Annotated in this window: 14 protein-coding genes; 5 read left to right on the top strand and 9 right to left on the bottom strand. The window is 72.9% G+C overall.

The genetic code is table 11. The features are described from left to right. Nucleotides 1-12: 12 nt before the first annotated feature. From E1265_RS00260 to E1265_RS00240, 5 genes are read right to left on the bottom strand one after another with little or no spacing between them, the layout of a single operon-like run. Nucleotides 13-2,019, bottom strand: coding sequence for a DUF2264 domain-containing protein (locus tag E1265_RS00260; RefSeq protein WP_207930891.1), 2,007 nt, complete (start codon nt 2,017-2,019; stop codon nt 13-15). Then, complete coding sequence (locus tag E1265_RS00255; protein ID WP_243740429.1) at nt 2,016-3,044, bottom strand: hydroxyacid dehydrogenase; 1,029 nt, start codon at nt 3,042-3,044, stop codon at nt 2,016-2,018. The genes E1265_RS00260 and E1265_RS00255 overlap by 4 nt, the downstream gene beginning before the upstream one ends. Then, the gene (locus tag E1265_RS00250) at nt 3,041-3,892 is read right to left on the bottom strand and encodes a carbohydrate ABC transporter permease (protein WP_165953603.1); all 852 of its coding nucleotides are present in this window, start codon (nt 3,890-3,892) and stop codon (nt 3,041-3,043) included. The genes E1265_RS00255 and E1265_RS00250 overlap by 4 nt, the downstream gene beginning before the upstream one ends. Further along, the gene (locus E1265_RS00245) at nt 3,889-4,821 is read right to left on the bottom strand and encodes a sugar ABC transporter permease (RefSeq protein ID WP_132928135.1); all 933 of its coding nucleotides are present in this window, start codon (nt 4,819-4,821) and stop codon (nt 3,889-3,891) included. Before E1265_RS00245 ends, E1265_RS00250 begins: the two co-directional genes overlap by 4 nt. Next, nucleotides 4,818-6,128: an extracellular solute-binding protein gene (locus E1265_RS00240; RefSeq protein ID WP_132928134.1), complete on the bottom strand. Its 1,311-nt coding sequence runs from the start codon at nt 6,126-6,128 to the stop codon at nt 4,818-4,820. Before E1265_RS00240 ends, E1265_RS00245 begins: the two co-directional genes overlap by 4 nt. A gap of 154 nt (nt 6,129-6,282) precedes the next feature. Here E1265_RS00240 and E1265_RS00235 point away from each other — a divergent pair, with 154 nt between their 5' ends. Next, entirely contained in the window at nt 6,283-7,395 is a 1,113-nt protein-coding gene (locus tag E1265_RS00235; protein WP_132928133.1) for a substrate-binding domain-containing protein, read from the top strand. On the opposite strand, the gene E1265_RS00230 is transcribed toward E1265_RS00235, so the two are convergent. Beyond that, nucleotides 7,392-8,999: a DASS family sodium-coupled anion symporter gene (locus E1265_RS00230; RefSeq protein ID WP_132928132.1), complete on the bottom strand. Its 1,608-nt coding sequence runs from the start codon at nt 8,997-8,999 to the stop codon at nt 7,392-7,394. The two genes, E1265_RS00235 and E1265_RS00230, sit on opposite strands and share 4 nt — an antisense overlap. Before the next feature lie 215 nt (nt 9,000-9,214). On the opposite strand from E1265_RS00230, the gene E1265_RS00225 reads away from it, so the two are divergent. The 3 genes from E1265_RS00225 (at nt 9,215) to E1265_RS00215 (ending at nt 11,548) form a co-directional block, all read left to right on the top strand. Beyond that, on the top strand, nt 9,215-10,030 hold the full coding sequence (locus E1265_RS00225; RefSeq protein WP_132928131.1) for a DeoR/GlpR family DNA-binding transcription regulator: 816 nt from the start codon (nt 9,215-9,217) through the stop codon (nt 10,028-10,030). Between the two features lie 218 nt (nt 10,031-10,248). Beyond that, the gene (locus tag E1265_RS00220) at nt 10,249-11,061 is read left to right on the top strand and encodes a SigB/SigF/SigG family RNA polymerase sigma factor (protein ID WP_132928130.1); all 813 of its coding nucleotides are present in this window, start codon (nt 10,249-10,251) and stop codon (nt 11,059-11,061) included. A 4-nt stretch (nt 11,062-11,065) separates the two neighbouring features. Then, the gene (locus E1265_RS00215; RefSeq protein ID WP_132928129.1) at nt 11,066-11,548 is read left to right on the top strand and encodes a DUF6328 family protein; all 483 of its coding nucleotides are present in this window, start codon (nt 11,066-11,068) and stop codon (nt 11,546-11,548) included. 70 nt (nt 11,549-11,618) lie between these two features. Here E1265_RS00215 and E1265_RS00210 read toward each other — a convergent pair whose 3' ends face one another. Further along, entirely contained in the window at nt 11,619-12,467 is an 849-nt protein-coding gene (locus E1265_RS00210) for a SigB/SigF/SigG family RNA polymerase sigma factor (protein ID WP_132928128.1), read from the bottom strand. Between the two features lie 209 nt (nt 12,468-12,676). On the opposite strand from E1265_RS00210, the gene ctaD reads away from it, so the two are divergent. Further along, a complete protein-coding gene (gene ctaD, locus E1265_RS00205) occupies nt 12,677-14,407 on the top strand; it encodes a cytochrome c oxidase subunit I (protein ID WP_132928127.1) in 1,731 nt (576 codons plus the stop codon). 21 nt (nt 14,408-14,428) lie between these two features. Here ctaD and E1265_RS00200 read toward each other — a convergent pair whose 3' ends face one another. Then, nucleotides 14,429-15,445 (bottom strand): hemolysin family protein, encoded by a 1,017-nt coding sequence (locus E1265_RS00200; RefSeq protein ID WP_132928126.1) that lies wholly within the window; start codon nt 15,443-15,445, stop codon nt 14,429-14,431. Then, on the bottom strand, nt 15,442-16,764 hold the full coding sequence (locus E1265_RS00195; protein WP_132928176.1) for a hemolysin family protein: 1,323 nt from the start codon (nt 16,762-16,764) through the stop codon (nt 15,442-15,444). The genes E1265_RS00200 and E1265_RS00195 overlap by 4 nt, the downstream gene beginning before the upstream one ends. Between the last annotated feature and the right edge of the window lie 117 nt (nt 16,765-16,881).

The raw sequence follows: 16,881 nt of genomic DNA, 5'->3' as shown, positions 1-16,881 counted from the left end.
AGCGGCCCGTGGCTACGCGGGCAGTGTCACCTCGCTGACCAGGCCGTCGGGCCAGCCAACCGTCACCAGGTCGCCAGGGCCGACGGTGACCTCGGGGACGGCGGGGGGTGTGGCGTCCGAGCGATCGAGGACCACCAGGGCGGCCAGCACCGCGCCGGGAGACGGCGGGCCGGCGGTGGCCAGCCACGGCACCGCCGTGTGGCGGCCGAGCGGCGTCACGTCCGTCAACGACGTGACGCCAGACCGGTCGAGGCCGAGCAGGCTCCGCACCGTGGAGCGGAGACCGGCGCTCGGCGCGCCGCGCGTGGCCCCCGCGGCCAGCGGACGACGACCGCCGGCGCCCGCGGCGCTCGCCACGCCGGCGGTCGCCTCCGTCGTGGGCGGTTCGTCGGCGGTCACCGGCCAGCCGCCGAGGCGGAGTTCCCGCCATGTCCCGGCATCCTCGCCCGCGACGCGGGCGAGCCGCACCTCCACGCCGTCCCGCAGCACCGAGGCGACGGTCAGCACCGGTCCTGGGGCCACCGCGCCGGCGCGGCCCGAGCCGTGGTCGGGGCTGTCGTCGGCGCTGGTGTCCACCCAGCGGGCCTGGCCGCCGGAGGCCGCGGCCAGCACGCCGCCGGGGAGTTCGCTCACATAGTGCGTGACGAAGCCGGCGCGGTGGGTGGCGCGGCCGGCGTGGTCGAGGAGCACCACCGCGTTGTCCAGCGGCTGGGCCGCGGCCGGCCCGGTCAGCGGCGGCGCGGTGGCCGTGGAGTAGCCGAGCCTGGCGTACAGCGGGGCGTCGGCGGTCGTCGCGCCGGGCGCCGCGTGGTCGGTGCCGTGGTTGAGGACGAGCGCGATGCCGGTGTCGCGGCGGGCCGAGGCCAGCCAGCCGGGCGCGGCGACCACCCGGGCCTGATCGCCGGTCTCGACCGGCAGCGGCTCTTCCCTGGCCGTCCACACCGGGTGGTCGGCCGGCAGCGCGAGGCCAAGCAGGCCCTTGGCCGCCCAGTAGGGCGATCCCGGGCCCGAGTAGGCCTGCCGCATCGCGGGCCAGGCGTGGTGCCAGCCGACCGTCAGCAGCCCGCGCCCGTCCGGCGCGCCGTGGTCGGCGAAGTGCCGCAGGACGCCGCTCGCGGCGCGGCGCAGCATGCCGGGCGGCAGGGCATCGACGCCGGTGAACGCGGCGGCCCAGAACGGCGCGGCGGCCGCGAACCGGTAGATCAGGCTGCGGCCCTGCAGCAGCGGCGAGCCGTCGGCGCCGACCAGCCGGACCGCGTCCTTCAGGTAGTGGCCGAGGTCGGCGGCCCAGCGGTCCGGCAGTTCGGGCGGGCAGAGCGTGCCGGTGACGTCGAAGAGGCGGGTCCACAGCAGCGGATAGAGGTGGAGCGCCCAGCCGGTGTAGTGGTCGTAGGCGCGTTCCTCCGCGCCGTCCGAGAGCCAACCGCCAGGACGGCGCAGGGTGGCGTGGACGGCCAGGTCCTCCTCGATGTCGGCGGCCGACCAGGGGCCACCGGCCTCGCGCAGGAAGGACTCGACGACGACGCGGAACCAGACCCAGTTGATGGGCGGGTAGGGCTGGCCGACGACGGTGGCCAGCCAGTCGACGGTCCGTTCCCGCACGCCGTCGTCCAGCGCCTCCCACAGCCAGGCGCGGGTGAGTTGGAGGACCAGCGCGATGGAGGCCGCCTCGACCTTCGCCTGGCCGAGCCGGTCGGGGCGCGGCCAGTGCTCGGGGTGGCGCGGGTCGGTGCCGGCGGCCAGGCCGGCCGCGTACCGCTCGATCAACGCCTCCTGCCCGGCGCCTCGTTCGCCCGCGATGCGGAAGCCGGCCAGCAGGAAGGAGCGGGCGAAGCCCTCGAGGCCGTCCGAGTCGGGGCCGTAGCGGCTGGCCGGGCCCGGCAGGTCGACCCGGGCGAGCCCGGGGGAGCGGTACGGCTCGAGGGCGGCCAGCATCCGGTCGGCGTGCGCGGCCCAGTGCGCCCTGGTCCAGCCGGTGTGCGGGGAGAGGAGCCGGTCCTCCTCGGGAAGCACGGTCACGCCTGCACCGCCAGCGACTCCCTGGTGACCGGATCGAGCGGCGGCGCCCCGGCGGCGTAGCGCTCCAGTTCGTCGAGCGCGGCGGCCGTCATCCGGCGGGTCTCGGAGCCGAGCGAGCCGGCGATGTGCGGGGTGAGCACCACGTTGGGCAGGTCGTAGAGCGGCGAGGCGTCGGGCAGCGGCTCGGGCTCGGTGACGTCCAGGATGGCATGCAACGCGCCGGTGGCGCAGGCGTGTTCGAGCGCAGCGGTGTCGACGAGCGCGCCGCGCGCGGTGTTGATCAACACCGACTGGGGCGGCAGCGCGGCGAGTTCGGCGGCGCCGATGAGGTGGCGGGTCTCCGGCAGCGCGGGCGCGTGCAGGCTGAGCACGTCGGCCCTGGGCAACGCGTCGGCCAGCGTGGCGGGTTCGGCGCCGGCCGCGACGATGGCGGCCGGGTCGGCGACCGGGTCGACGACCAGCACCCGAGCCAGGTCGAGCCGCACCAGCAGCTCGGTGACCCGGCGGCCGATCCGGGAGAAGCCGACCAGCACCACCGTGCGGTCCCGCCCGGTCAGCTCGCCGTGCGTGTCGCGGTAGCTCCAGTCGGTGCGGAACCGGCGGGACTCGGCGGCCAGGAACGGCACCTTCTTGAACGCCCACAGCACCGCGGCCAGCGTGTACTGGGCGACCGGCTCGGCGTTGGCGTCGGCGGCCGTGGTGACCAGGATGCCGCGGTCGAACACGGCGTCGGTGACGTGCGGCCGCACGGTGCCGGCCGCGTGCAGCACGGCCCGCAGCCGGGGCGCGGCGGCCAGCACCTCGTCGTCGAGCTGTGGGCAGCCCCACGAGGTGAGCAGCACCTCGGCGGTCGCGAGCCGGCGGCGCGCGGCCGGGGAGCTCAACTCGTGGGCGGCCAGCGGCTCGCCGAGGGTGGCGAGCTCGCCGAGACGGGCGAGCTCGGCCTCGCCGAACAGGGTGCCGAGCCAGCCGGCGTCCATCACCAGCAGGGTGTCAGGGCGGCAGGGCCGCTCCGGCAGCGTCACCGCACGCTCCCCGCGGCCAGGCCGGAGCGCCACTGGCGTTGCAACACGACGAACGCCACCACCAGGGGGACGACCGCGAGCAGCGATCCGGTGACGACGAGGGGGGTGTACTGCGGGAACTGGGCCACGCGCGCGCTCCACTGGAAGAGGCCAAGGGTCATCGGGAACAGCTCGGGATCCGTGAGCATGACGAGGGGCAGGAAGAAGTTGTTCCAGATGCCCACGAACTGGAACAGCAGGATGGTTACCACGCCGGGGCGCATCATGGGCAGCGCGATGGTGAAGAAGGTGCGCAGCTCGTTCGAGCCGTCCATCCTGGCCGCCTCGAGCACCTCGTCGGGCACGGCGGCCTCGGCGTAGGCGCGGGCCAGGTAGACGCCGAAGGGGTTGGTGAGCAGCGGGATGAACACCGCCCAGAAGGTGTTGACCACGCGCAGTTCTGAGGCCATCAGGTAGAGCGGCAGGGCGAGCGCGGTGGTGGGCACCAGCACGCCGGCCAGGGTGACGGCGAACAGGGCGCGGCGTCCCGGGAAGTCGAGCTTGGCGATGGCGTATCCGCAGGCGGCGCAGATCAGCGCGCCGAGCACGGAGCCGAGGCCGGCGTAGAGCAGGGAGTTGCGCGCCCAGTCGAGGAAGACGCCGTCCTCCTCGGCGAACAGGTCGTCGAGGTTGGTCCACAGGTTCCAGTCGCCGAGCTCGAAGGCGCCGGTGGTGGAGAAGTCGCCCACGGACTTGGTGGCCGAGGTGACCAGCCAGACCAGCGGCAGCACGCTGTAGAGGGCGGCGATCAGCAGCAGGGCGTGCACGGCGCCCCTGGACATCCAGCGCGACGAAGACGGCGTTCTCATCGGGTCCTCCGGGCGGACAGGCGCATCACGAGCGCCGAGAGCAGGGCCGAGGCGACCGCGAGCAGCAGCGAGGCGGCGGCGGCCCGGCCGTAGTCGTTGCTGATGAAGGCGGCCTCGTAGACGTAGAGGCTGGGGGTCCAGGTGCTGGTGACCGAGGGCGTGAAGTTGCGCAGCACCAGGGGCTCGGTGAAGAGCTGGAGGGAGCCGACGACGGTGAAGACCAGGGCGACGAACATGGTGGGCCTGATCATCGGGACCTTGATGCCGAGCGCGGTACGGAGGCCGCCCGCGCCGTCCACCCGGGCGGCCTCCAGGACCTCGCGGGGCACGGTGCGCAGCGCGGTGTAGAAGATGATCATGTTGTAGCCCATCCACTGCCAGGTGGCCATGTTGACGATGGAGGGCAGCACGCCGTCGCTGCCCAGCGGGTCCCAGGGCAACACGTCGTTGAGCGGGCCGATGTTGGGGCTGTAGAGGTAGGCCCAGACCAGGCCGGCGATCACGCCGGGCACGGCGTAGGGCAGGAAGACGGCGAGCGACCAGACCTGGCGGAGCCGGACGGTGGCGGCGTCGAGCAGCAGGGCGAGCAGCAGCGCGCCGCCGAGCATCAGCGGGACGTGGATGAGGGCGTAGAGCGCGACGTTGCCCACGCTGTCGTGGAACGCGGCGTCGGTGAGCACGTCGCCGTAGTTCTCCAGCCAGACGAAGACGTCGTGCGGCCCCTCGAAGCCGAGCCCGGAGAGGCGCTCGGTGAACAGGCTGAGGTAGAGCGCGTAGCCGACGGGCACCAGCACGGTGCCGGTGAGCAGCAGCGCGAAGGGCGCGACGAGCAGCAGGGTGGCCGGCGAGGTGCGTCGGTGGCGGGGCGCGCCGGGCATGGGAGAGCCGTCGGCGGTCTTCGGGGAGCGGGTGGGTGTGACGACGGTCATGCGGGGCTCCCCTCACGGACCGAGAGACCCCGGCCGCGCATGTCGGAGACGGCGGCGGTCTGCACGTGGCGGACCGCGTCGGGGATGGTGCTGCCGCCGGTGCTCACCCGGCCGAGGGAGTCGGCGACGGTGGAGAACAGGCCGAGGGCGTTGGGCCCCCAGGTCCAGTCGGGGACCCGGGCCGAGGCCTCGTCGAGCACGTCGTAGACGTTGTCGCCGATGAAGAAGTCGTTGGAGACGACCTCGCGGGCGACGTTCCTGATGGGCTGGTAGGCGGGGAACGGCGAGGTGAAGGCGGCGCCGATGCGCGGGTAGTCCTCGGCGGTGCACAGCCAGCGCAGGAAGGTGAGGGCCGCCTCGGGGACCGGGCTCTCCGCCGACACGCCGAACGCGCTGCCGCCCTGCATCCCGTTGGCCGGCTCGCCGCCCCAGGTCGGCATGGTCGCGACGGCCCAGCGGCCGGTGTCGTCGGGTATGGATCTCTTGAGCGTGCCGACGCTCCAGGCCGCGCCGAGCAGCCCCCAGAGGCGCCCCTCGTGCATGCCGGCGATCCAGTCCTGGGTTCCGGTGCCGCCGGAGCCGACGAGGTCGGCGGCTATCAGGTCCTGCCAGTAGGCGGCGGTGCGCAGGGTGCCCTCGCTGGCGACGTCGACCAGCCAGGTGTCGCCCTCGATCCGCCACCACGGGTCGCCGGCACCCCAGCACATGCCGGCGAAGAAGGAGCCGTCGTTGAGCGGGAAGGTGGTGATCCTGGCGGCCGGGTCGGCCTCCCTGACCGCCTCGGCGGCCACGGCGAACTCGTCCCAGGTGCGCGGCACCGCGATGCCGTGCTCGTCGAAGAGGTCCTTGCGGTAGTAGAAGGCCATCGGGGCGAGGTCCATCGGCACGGCCCAGGTCCGGCCGTCGGGTCGCACCGCGCGCCAGGCGGCGGGGGAGTAGCCGTCGCCCAGGTCGGCGACGTCGTCGGTGATCTCGCGCAGCCCGCCCGTGGCCAGGACCTGGATCAGGCCCTGGTACTCGACGTGCAGGATGTCGGGCGCGTTGTGCGCGCGGATGGCGTTGGTCTGCTGCGCGTAGCCGCCGGACAGGCCGCCGGCGATCACGTTGAGCTCGACGTGCACGTCCCGCTGGGCGGCGTTGAAGGCGGCCACGTACTGGTCCATGCCGGTCAGCCAGGACCAGATGGTGACCCGGGTGGCCCCCGAGGCCGTCGTCCGCGACGAACAGCCCGCCAGGGCGGTACCGCCCGCGGCGAGCGCCGCGGCGCGCAGCAGCGCGCGCCGCGACCAGCCGGTGTGAAGCGCCATTACTTCGTCCCTTCTCCATCCCGCCCGACGGCCCCGCCGGACGTTCACCCCGCCCCTTGGGAGTGGTGCCGGACACTTCAACCTGTGCCATAGTTCGAGGTCAATCATCCAGAACCAAATCGATCAGAATCGATCAGAAACGAAGGGGGCGGTGATGGAGGCGGGGGACGGCGCACCGGGGCCCGGCGGCCTCGCCTGGGAGCGGCAGGAGCACATCCTGTCCGCCGTCCGGCGCGCGGGCACCGTGCGCCTCTCCGAACTGGTGCGGCGGCTCGGCGTCTCGGCCGTGACCGTGCGCCGCGACGTCACCGCGCTCGCCGACCGCGGCCTGGTCCGCCGGGTGCACGGCGGCATCACGCTGCCCTACCGCGGCCTCGGCGAGCGGAACCGGGGCGGGCCGCCGGCCGTCTTCGTCGGCATGGTCGTGCCCTCGGCCGAGTACTACTGGCCCGAGGTGATCCAGGGCGCCCAGGCCGCCGTCTCGGCCGAGGGCGGCCGTCTTGTGATGCGCGCCTCGAGCTACGACCCGGCCGACGACCGCCGCCAGGTCGCCGCGTTGCTCGACCGCGGCATCCAGACGCTGCTCGTCGCGCCCACCATCGCCGGCGCCGCCGGCCTCGAACTGCTGCGCTGGCTCGGCGGCCTGCCCATACCGGTGGTGCTCGTGGAGCGGCTGCCGCCGCCCGCGCTGCCCACCCTGGCGCTCGACGCGGCCACCACCGCGCACGCGCTCGGCGCCGGTCTCGCCGTCCGGCACCTGGTCACCCTCGGGCACCGGACGATCGCCCTGATCACCTCGCGCTCCAGCCCCACCAGCCGGGCGCTGCGGGCCGGTTGGCGTGAGACCACCGCCTCGCTCGACCTGCCGCCCCACCTCCACCTGGACATCGACGTGCCCACCTACGGCACCCCCGGCTGGATCGACGCCTACGACGAGGTGCTCGCCCGCTGCCGGGAGCGCGGGGTGCGGGCGCTGCTCGTCCACTCCGACCGGGAGGCCATCGGCATGCTGGAGCGCGCCCGCGACTCGGGCCTTCGGGTGCCCGAGGAGCTGGCCGTCGTCTCCTACGACGACGAGGTCGCGGCCGCCTCCGACCCGCCGCTGACCGCCGTGCGCCCGCAGAAGCACCGGCTCGGCGCGCTGGCCGCCGAACTGGCCCTGGCCCGCGTCGCCGACACCGGCGAACGCCCGGTGCACCGGGTCCAGTTGTGGCCCACCCTGAACGTCAGGGAGTCCTGCGGCGGCCAGGCAGAGCCGGTGCCCTAGCCGATGCCGACCACCTCCACCATCAGCGGCAGCCCCAGGACGATCACCAACGCGCCCAGCACGTCGAAGGTGAAGCCGGAGCGGATCATGGTGGTGATCGGCACCACGCCCGAGCCGTAGGCGATCGCGTTCTGCGGCGTGGAGACCGGCAGCATGAAGCCGAACGACGCCGCGAACGTCGCCGCCAGCGCCGGCACGAACGGGTCGACGTCCGCCGCCATCGCGATCGGCAGCACGATCGGCACCACCACCGCGGCCGACGCCGTGTTGCTCGTGGTCTCGGACACCAGGATCGCCAGGGCCACCGCGAAGGCGGTGATCCAGAAGGAACTGGTCATCCCCAGCGCGTCGTTGGCCTCCGTGCCGATGGTCAGGGCGAGCCCCGTTGACTCCAGCAGTGAGCCGAAGATTATGCCGGTGCCGAACAGCAGGACGGTGCCCCAGTCGATCCGCGCCGCGTCGCTCCAGTTCAGCGTCGCCTCCCGGCGCGCGAAGTTCGTCGGCAGCAGGAAGAGCAGCGAGGCCCCAAGCACCGCCACGATCCCCTCGTTCAGCCGGCCGCTGACCGTGTCGTACACCGAGGAGTCCGTGCCGGCGACCAGCGCCACCACGCCCGGCGTCACCCACAGCGTCACCGTGATCCCGAAGGCGATCAGGGTGTTCCACTCGGCTCGGGACAGCGGCCCCAACGCCCGCCGCTGCTCCGCCACATACTCCTCGACCCCCTCGATCCGGCGGATCTCCGGGCGGTTGAGGAGCAGCAGCACCACCGCGAGCGCCACGAACATCAGCGCGCAGAGCGGCAGCGCCGTCGCCATCCACTGGGCGAACGAGATCCGCTCCCCGGTGGCCTCCTCGATGAGCCCGCGGCCGATCAGGTTCGGCGGCGAGCCCACCGGCGTCAGCAGCCCGCCCACGCTCGCGCCGTACGCCAGCATCAACACCAGCGCCGCGCCCACCCGCAGCCGGGTCGGGTCGAAGTCCGGCGCCACCAGGCCACGGTCCTGCAGCAGCTTCGCGATCACCGTCAGGATGCCGAGCGCGGTGGGCAGCAGCATCGCCACCGTCGCCGTGTTGGAGACGAAGGCCGACAGCACGCAGGTGATCCCGCCGAAGGCCACGACCACGCCCACCGTGGACCTGCCGACGCCGGGCAGCGCCAGGATCCGGAACGCGAACCGCCGCGCGAGGCCGTGCTTGAGCATGGCCTGCGCCAGGATGAAGGCGCCGATGAACGTGAAGACGGTCGACGAACCGAACGGCGCGAGCGCCTCGTCGGACGGCACCACCCCGAACAGCACGACGCAGCCCACGCCGATCAGCCCGCCCACGGGGATCGGCACCGGCTCGGTCACCCACAGCACCACCACGCCGAGCAGGATTCCGGCGAGGGTCTGTTGGCTCGGCGCCATGTCGAGCGGCAGTGACAGGAACACGATCGCCACCAGCGGGGCCAGCCAGAGCCCCGTGGTCCTTCTGGCCCGCTCGAACCGCTCCTCGGCCGGCGAGAGCCGCTGTTCGCCGAGGCTGCGATAGGTCGCGTGCCCCAGCAGTGCCTGTTGCACGTCCGTCCTGGCTCCCGGACCGCTTCCGCTGGTTGTCATGGCACCACCTCCCAGGTCGGTGCCCCGCGCCGTCGCGGGACACCAGGCAAACCTGCCCGGGATCCGCGCCGGCGTACAGGGGTGAAGCGGGAGAAAGCCGTGCCTGCGCCGAGCGCGCAGCGGAGCTGGCGTGTTTCGCGCACCGCTGGTTAGAGTTCGGGCCACGCGCCCAGCACGGTCTCACAGGCCGAGAGAGAGCGAGGACGGTCGGTCGGATGGCAACCCCAGGCAGCCGCGGCACGCTCAGGTCCCGCGAGCGGCGGGAGCAGATCATCAGCCTGGCGACGGACGCCGGACTCGCGAGCGTCGAGGAGCTGGCCGCCCGCTTCGGCGTCACGGCCTCCACCATCCGCCGCGACCTGACCCAGCTCAGCGCGAGCGGCCGACTCGCCCGCACCTACGGCGGCGCGATCGCCGTGCCGCACCGCGGCGAGGCGTCGCTCGACCAGCGCGACAGCGAGGCGTTCGAGTCCAAGCGTGCCATCGCCCGCTGGGCCGCCGACCGGATCGAGGTCGGGCAGTCGCTGCTGCTCGACGCCGGCACCACGGTCGCCCTGCTGGCCCGTGCCCTGCCCGCCGGCGCCGCGCTGACCGTCACCACCGCGAGCCTGCCGGTGCTCCACCACGTCCAGCATCGCGACGACATCACCACCCTGTGCCTCGGCGGCCGGCTGCGCGCCCTCAGCGACGCCTTCGTCGGGCCGCTGGCCGAGGCCGCGCTCGAGCGGATGAGCTTCGACGTGGCGTTCCTCGGCGCCGACGGCGTCACGAGCGATGGCGGTCTGTGCGAGGCCGAGCTCGAGCAGACCAGGCTCAAGGAGCTGATGGCCCGCCGCTCCCGCCGGGTCTACGTGCTGGTGCACGCGGCCAAGCTCAACCACCGGCCGTTCCGCGCCTGGGCCCGGCTGGAGACCGACTGGACCCTGGTCACCGACGACGGCGCCCCGTCATCGGTCGTCGAGGAGTTCCGGGCCGCCGGCCGCGACGTGGTGGTCGTGCCGACCGATCGGCGGTCCACCGACCCGAGTTGAGACCCGAGTTGGCCGACGGGGTGGGCAAACCCCACAGGATCGCGCCGTTTTGCACGATTCGAGGAGATCTGCGATCCCTTCGTTTGCTGCCCGAGCACTCGGGCACGCGAACCGTTGTGCCGCTGACCGCAGGCACACAAGCGGGGACCATGGCATCCCGGCGGTCAGGCCAGGGACCCGCGTCGACACATCGACGAAGACGAGGGGAGCTGCGACCAATGCCCGTCACCCGCGCACGCGCCGGCGCCGCGCGCCGACCCCATCCCCACCACGACGCCCCCGACACCGCCGCCGCCTTCCGCAGGCTCGCGGTGCTGCCGCAGGGGCCACGACACGACCGACTGCGCGACGAGATCGTCCGCGCCTGGATGCCGATGGCGACCCGGCTCGCCCGCGGCTACCGCGACCGCGGCGAGTCGCTCGAGGACCTGGTGCAGGTCGCCCACCTCGGCCTGGTCAAGGCCGTCCACCGCTACGACCCGGAGCGTGGCACCGCGTTCGAGAGCTACGCCGTCCCCACCATCGTCGGCGAGGTGAAGCGCCACTTCCGCGACCACCTGTGGGGGCTGCACGTGCCGCGCCGCGTCCAGGAGCTGCGCAACCGGGTGCGCGTCGCGCGGGAGGAACTGCGCCACGGCCCCGGCGGCCACGAGCCCACCGTCGAGGAGATCGCCGAGACGACCAGGCTGACCCCGGACGAGGTCCGCACCGGCATGGAGGCCATGGAGTCCTTCGCGGTGCTCTCGCTCGACGCCGAGATCGCCGGCACCGAAGAGGGCACGGCGCTGGTGGACACCCTGGGCCGGCAGGAGTCCGGCTTCGACCGGATCGTCGACCGGGAGTCGGTCCGCTGCCGGCTGCGCGAGCTGCCCGAGCGCGAGCGGTACATCCTCTACCTGCGGTTCTTCCGTGGTATGACGCAGAGCGGGATAGCCGAACGGGTCGGCGTCTCACAGATGCACGTCTCCCGGCTGCTCGACCGCACCTGCTCGCGCCTGCGTGAACAGGTGGTGGGACGCGGTGCAGGATGACCGCATGCCACGCGCGCAGGCCAGGCACGAGACCCCGATGGAGCGGGCCGACCGCAACTTCACGGAGCTGCTGCAGGAACTCCGGGTGACGCAGACGGGGGTGCAGATCCTCTTCGCCTTCCTGCTCACCCTGGCGTTCACGCAGCGCTTCGAGGAGCTGGACGACTTCGCCCGCGGCACCTACGTCACGACCCTGGTGTTCGCGCTCTCCGCGACCGCGCTGTTCACCGCGCCCGCCGCGGTGCACCGCGGCCTGTTCCAGCGCGGCGCCAAGCGGCTGATCGTGACGGTGTCCTCCCGGCTCGCCGCGGCGGGTCTCGTGATGCTCGCCCTGACGTTCACCGGCTCCCTGCTGCTCGTGGTGGACGTGGTGGTGGGCCGGACCGCCGGCATTGTGGCCGGCTCCGGCGCCTTCCTGCTGTGCCTCGCGCTGTGGTGGGTGCTGCCGCGGCTGCTGCGCCGCCGCGTCGAGCCCGGTCGCCGATGAGGCGACCGGGCTCGGCCGGCCAGCTCGGCCAGCATGGCCTGCCGGGCCCGAAGGACGCTGAGTGGAGCGCTCAGTGGCAGCCTGCTCCGGCCTCCCGGTCGGAGTCGCGGTCCGACTCGCCGTCGGTCCCCTCGACCTCCTCCCTGATCCGCTCGCAGGCGCGGCTGAGCAGCCGGGAGACGTGCATCTGCGAGATGCCGAGCCGGTGGGCTATGTGGCTCTGGGTCATGCCGTGGAAGTACCGCAGGTAGAGGATGTGCCGCTCGCGCTCCGGCAGGGCGCGCAGCGGGTCCCGCACGGACTCCCGGTCCACCACCCGGTCGAACCCCGGCTCCGGCTCGCCCAGCGTGTCGAGCAGCGAGTAGTCGCCGTCGGACCCGGGTAGTTCCGCGTTCAACGACAGTGTGCTGTAGCTCTCCAGGGCCTGCATCCCGGTCCTGACCTCCTCCTCGGTCAGGCCGCTGTGCTCGGCGATCTGCGCCACGCTCGGGCCCCGGTCGTCGAGCCGGTAGCTGAGCTGCCGGGTCGCGGCCCGGACCTGGTTGCGCAGCTCCTGGGTGCGCCGCGGCACGTGCAGGCTCCAGAGGTGGTCGCGGAAGTGCCGCTTCACCTCGCCCACGATGGTGGGCACCGCGTAGCTCTCGAAGGGCCGGCCCCGGCTCGGGTCGTAGCGGTGGACGGCCTTGACCAGGCCGAGCGCGGCGACCTGCTCCAGGTCCTCGAGCGACTCGCCACGGTCACGGAACGTGCGCGCGAGCCGGTCGGCCATGGGGATCCAGGCGCGCACCACCTCGTCGCACAACTCGTCACGCTCGGCGCACGGCGGCAGCTCCGCGATGCGCGCGAACTCCCTGCTGGTGTCCGGTGCGTCGTCGTGCGGGTGGCGACGGCGTTTTCGGGGCTGTGCGGGTGAGTTCATGTGCTCTCCCCGGAGAGGTTGGGCGAACGATTCCGCTCTGTGCTCGCCACGGAAGAGGCCTTCGGCACCAGTCTGCCCGCATTTGCGACCGCGCACATCTCGGGGTGAATCGCCCACTAAAGAGGCAAAACGCCGGAGCGGTCGTGGCCCGGCAGTAGAACGGGCCGCTGACGGGCCGTGTGCGGTCCGTGACCGAGAGAGGACCGGCCATGGCCACGCTGACGGACACCAGGGGCACGGCGCCCGCCCCACACCGCCGGAGCCCGGGGCGGATCGTCGTCGCCTGGCTCACCACCACCGACCACAAGCGGATCGGCTCCCTCTACCTGGTCACCTCGTTCCTCTTCTTCCTGCTCGCCGGCGCCCTCGCCATGGTGATGCGGGCCGAGCTCGCCAGGCCGGGACTACAGCTGGTGACCGCCGAACAGTACAACCAGGCGTTCACCCTGCACGGCACGATCATGATGCTGCTCTTCGCGACCCCGCTCTTCGCCGGATTCGCCAACTGGATCATGCCCCTCCAGCTCGGGTCCCCCGACGTCGCCTTCCCCCGCCTCAACGCGCTCGCCTACTGGATGTACCTCTTCGGCGGCCTCCTCGTGGTCGGCTCGCTGCTCACCCCGCAGGGCGCCGCCGCCTTCGGCTGGTTCGCCTACGCCCCGCTGACCGACAAGGCCCACTCGCCGGGCGTGGGGCCCGACATGTGGATCATGGGCCTCGCGTTCTCCGGTTTCGGCACCATCATGAGCGCGGTCAACTTCGTCACTACCATCGCCTGCATGCGTGCCCCCGGCATGACCCTCTTCCGCATGCCGATCTTCACCTGGAACATCCTGTTCACCAGTGTGATGGTGCTGCTCGCCTTCCCGGTACTCGCCGGCGCCCTGTTCTGCCTGGCGTCCGACCGGGTCTTCGGCTCCCACGTCTTTGACCCCGCCAACGGCGGCGCGTTGCTGTGGCAGCACCTCTTCTGGTTCTTCGGCCATCCCGAGGTGTACATCATCGCGCTGCCGTTCTTCGGCATCGTCACGGAGATCATCCCCGTCTTCAGCCGCAAGCCGATCTTCGGCTACCTCGGCCTGATCGCCGCCACCATCGCCATCACCGGCCTCTCGATGACCGTGTGGGCCCACCACATGTTCGCCACCGGCGCGGTGCTGCTGCCGTTCTTCTCCGGCCTCTCCTTCCTCATCGCCGTGCCCACGGGCGTCAAGTTCTTCAACTGGATCGGCACCATGTGGCGCGGCTCGCTCTCCTTCGAGACGCCGATGCTGTGGTCCATCGGCTTCCTCGTCACCTTCCTCTTCGGCGGCCTCACCGGCGTGATCCTCGCCGCCCCGCCCATCGACTTCCACGTCACCGACACCTACTTCGTCGTCGGCCACTTCCACTACGTGGTCTTCGGCACCGTCGTCTTCGCGATGTTCGCCGGCTTCCACTTCTGGTGGCCCAAGTGGACCGGCAGGATGCTCGACGAACGGCTCGGCAGGATCCACTTCTGGACGCTGTTCGTCGGCTTCCACGGCACCTTCCTGGTGCACCACTGGCTGGGCGCCGAGGGCATGCCGCGCCGCTACGCCGACTACCTGGCCGCCGACGGCTACACCGCGCTCAACACCGTCTCCAGCATCGGCGCCTTCCTGCTCGGCCTCTCCACGCTGCCGTTCCTCTACAACGTCTGGCGCACCGCGCGGCACGGGACGCGCGTCGTGGGCGACGACCCCTGGGGGTACGGCCGCTCCCTCGAGTGGGCCACCTCGTGCCCGCCACCCCGGCACAACTTCCTGGCGCTGCCCAGGATCCGCTCCGAGGCGCCCGCCTTCGACCTGCACCACCCCGACATCGCCGCCGTCGCCCAGCGGCGCGACAGGGAGCCGGGCGGCCACCCGAAGACCCCGCGCCCCGAGACGTATCCCGGGGACGACACCGGGCGGCGCTGACCCGGGGCCCGGGCGGCGGGCTCACTCCGCGCCGGGGCCGACCAGCTCCACCAACACGTCCTCCATGGTCACGAAGCCCAACAGCCGGCCCCTGGCGCTCACCACCGCGGCCAGGTGCGTGACCGCCCGCCGCATCGCCGTCAGCGCGTCGTCCAGCGGGGTGTCGAGACGGATCTGCACCACCGGATGCGTCGCGTCCCTGGGGAAGGGCCGGTCACGCGCGGTGGCCGCCAGCGCGTCCTTGACGTGCAGGTAGCCGAGCACCGTGTTGCCGGGACCGGTCACCGGGAACCGGGAGTAGCCGGAGGCTGCCGACACCCGCTCCAACTGGCGCGGCGTCACCAGGTGGTCCACGGTCACCATCCGCGCCACAGGCACCACGATCTCCGCCACCGTCCTGGTCCCCAACTCCAATGCGTCCCGCAGCCGTTCGCTCTCCTCGGTCGCCAGCAGCCCCGCCTCGCTCGAGTCCTGCACCAGACGCACCAGCTCGTCGTCCGTGAACACCGAGGCCACCTCGTCCCGCGGCGTCACTCGCACCAGCCGCAGCAGCACGTTGGCCAGCTCGTTGATCCCGAAGACCACCGGCCGCAGCGCGTGGGTGAGGCCGACCAGCGGCGGGCCGAGCAGCAGCGCCGTCCGCTCGGGGGCGGCCAGCGCGATGTTCTTGGGCACCATCTCGCCCACCAGCATGTGGAGATAGGTCGCCACCGAGAGCGCGATCGCGAAGGCGATCGGATGCACCAGGCCGTGCGGCACCCCGACCGCGTCGAACAGCGGCTCGAGCAGGTGCGCCATGGCCGGCTCGGCCACCGCGCCCAGCACCAGCGAGGACGCCGTGATGCCCAGCTGCGCGGTGGCCATCATCGCCGACAGGTGCCGCAGCGCCCACAGCACGGTGCGGGCCCCGCGCTCGCCGCGCTCCGCGCGCGGCTCGATCTGGTCGCGGCGCACCGAGATCAGCGCGAACTCGGCCCCCACGAAGAAGGCGTTGGTGACCAGGGTCAGCGCCCCGACGCCGAGCTGCCAGAAGGTCATCGGGCCTCCTCGCCCTCGGCCTCACCCGGTGCCGGCGGCGCCGTGATCCGGACCCGCTCGGCCCGGTGCCGCGCGGCGGCCAGCACGTCGAGCCGCCAGCCGGCCACCTCGACCCGGTCCCCGGCCGCGGGGATCCGGCCCAACTCCGTGGCCAGCAGACCGGCCAGCGTCTCGTAGGGCCCCTCGGGCACCGGCAGGCCGACCTCCGCCAGCTGGTCGGTCCTGGCGCCGCCGCCCGCCTCCCACACGCCGGGGCCCGTCCTGGCCAGCTCGGGCACCTCCTCAGGATCGTGCTCGTCCCTGACCTCGCCCACCACCTCCTCCACGATGTCCTCCAGCGTGACCACCCCGGCCGTGCCGCCGTACTCGTCCACCACCACCGCCATGGAGCGCCGCCCCCGCAGCTCCTCGAGCAGCCGGTCCACCGGCAGGCTGTCCGGCACCAGCTGCGCCTCCGTGGCCAGCTCGGCCACCGGCACGGCGGCCCGCCGCGACTCGTCCACCGCGAGCACGTCCTTGATGTGCACCATCCCCACCACGTCGTCCAGACCCTCGTTGTAGACCGGGAACCGGGAGAGCCCGGTGGCCAGCGTCAGGTTCGCGGCGTCGGCCGCGCTCGCCGTGCGCCGCAGCGCGTGCACCGCCACCCGCGGCGTCATCACGCTCTGCGCCGTCAGCTCCCCCAGGTGCAGGGTGCGCACGAACAACTCGGCCGAGTCCCGGGGCAGCACCCCCTCGGCGGCCGAGTGCCGTGCCAGCGCCACCAGCTCGGGCGGGGTGCGCGCCGAGGCCAGCTCCTCGGTCGGCTCGAGGCCGAACCAGCGCACCATCCGGTTGGCCGTCTCGTTGAGGTGCCTGATCAGCGGCCCGAACGCCGCCGTGAAGCCCCGCTGCGGCGGCGACACCGCGCGCGCCACCCGCATCGGATGGGTGATCGCCCAGTTCTTCGGCATCAGCTCACCGACCACCATCAGCACCACCGTGGACAGCGCCACACCAAGACCCACGGCCAGCGACGAGGCGCTGCCCTCCGGCAGCCCGGCCGACCGCAGCGGCCCGCGCAGCAGCGCCGCCAGCGACGGCTCGGCCAGCATGCCGATGACCAGCGAGGAGACCGTGATGCCCAGCTGGGCCCCGGAGAGCTGGAACGTCAGCCGGCGCACCGCCTTCAACACGCCCTCGGCCCCCGGCTGGCCAGCCGCCGCCGCCCGCTCCAACTCGCCGCGCTCCAGCGTGGTCAGCGAGAACTCGGCGGCCACGAACACCGAGCAGGCCAGCGTCAACAGCAACGCGACCAGCAGTAGCAGCAGTTCGGTCAGCATGTCGCCCCCCATCCGAGGTCCGGGAAGACTCCCGCGGTCACCTTCTGTGATCGGCCGCGTGGCCCGTGGCCTTGAGCCGTTTGCCCGATCCCACCGCGGGTACCCGGCGCCGAC

This window comes from Streptomyces sp. 8K308 (assembly GCF_004348315.1).
Lineage (GTDB): Bacteria > Actinomycetota > Actinomycetes > Streptomycetales > Streptomycetaceae > Streptomyces.
Note: the sequence above shows the minus strand (reverse complement) of the source record. Positions and strands in the feature narration are given on the sequence as shown.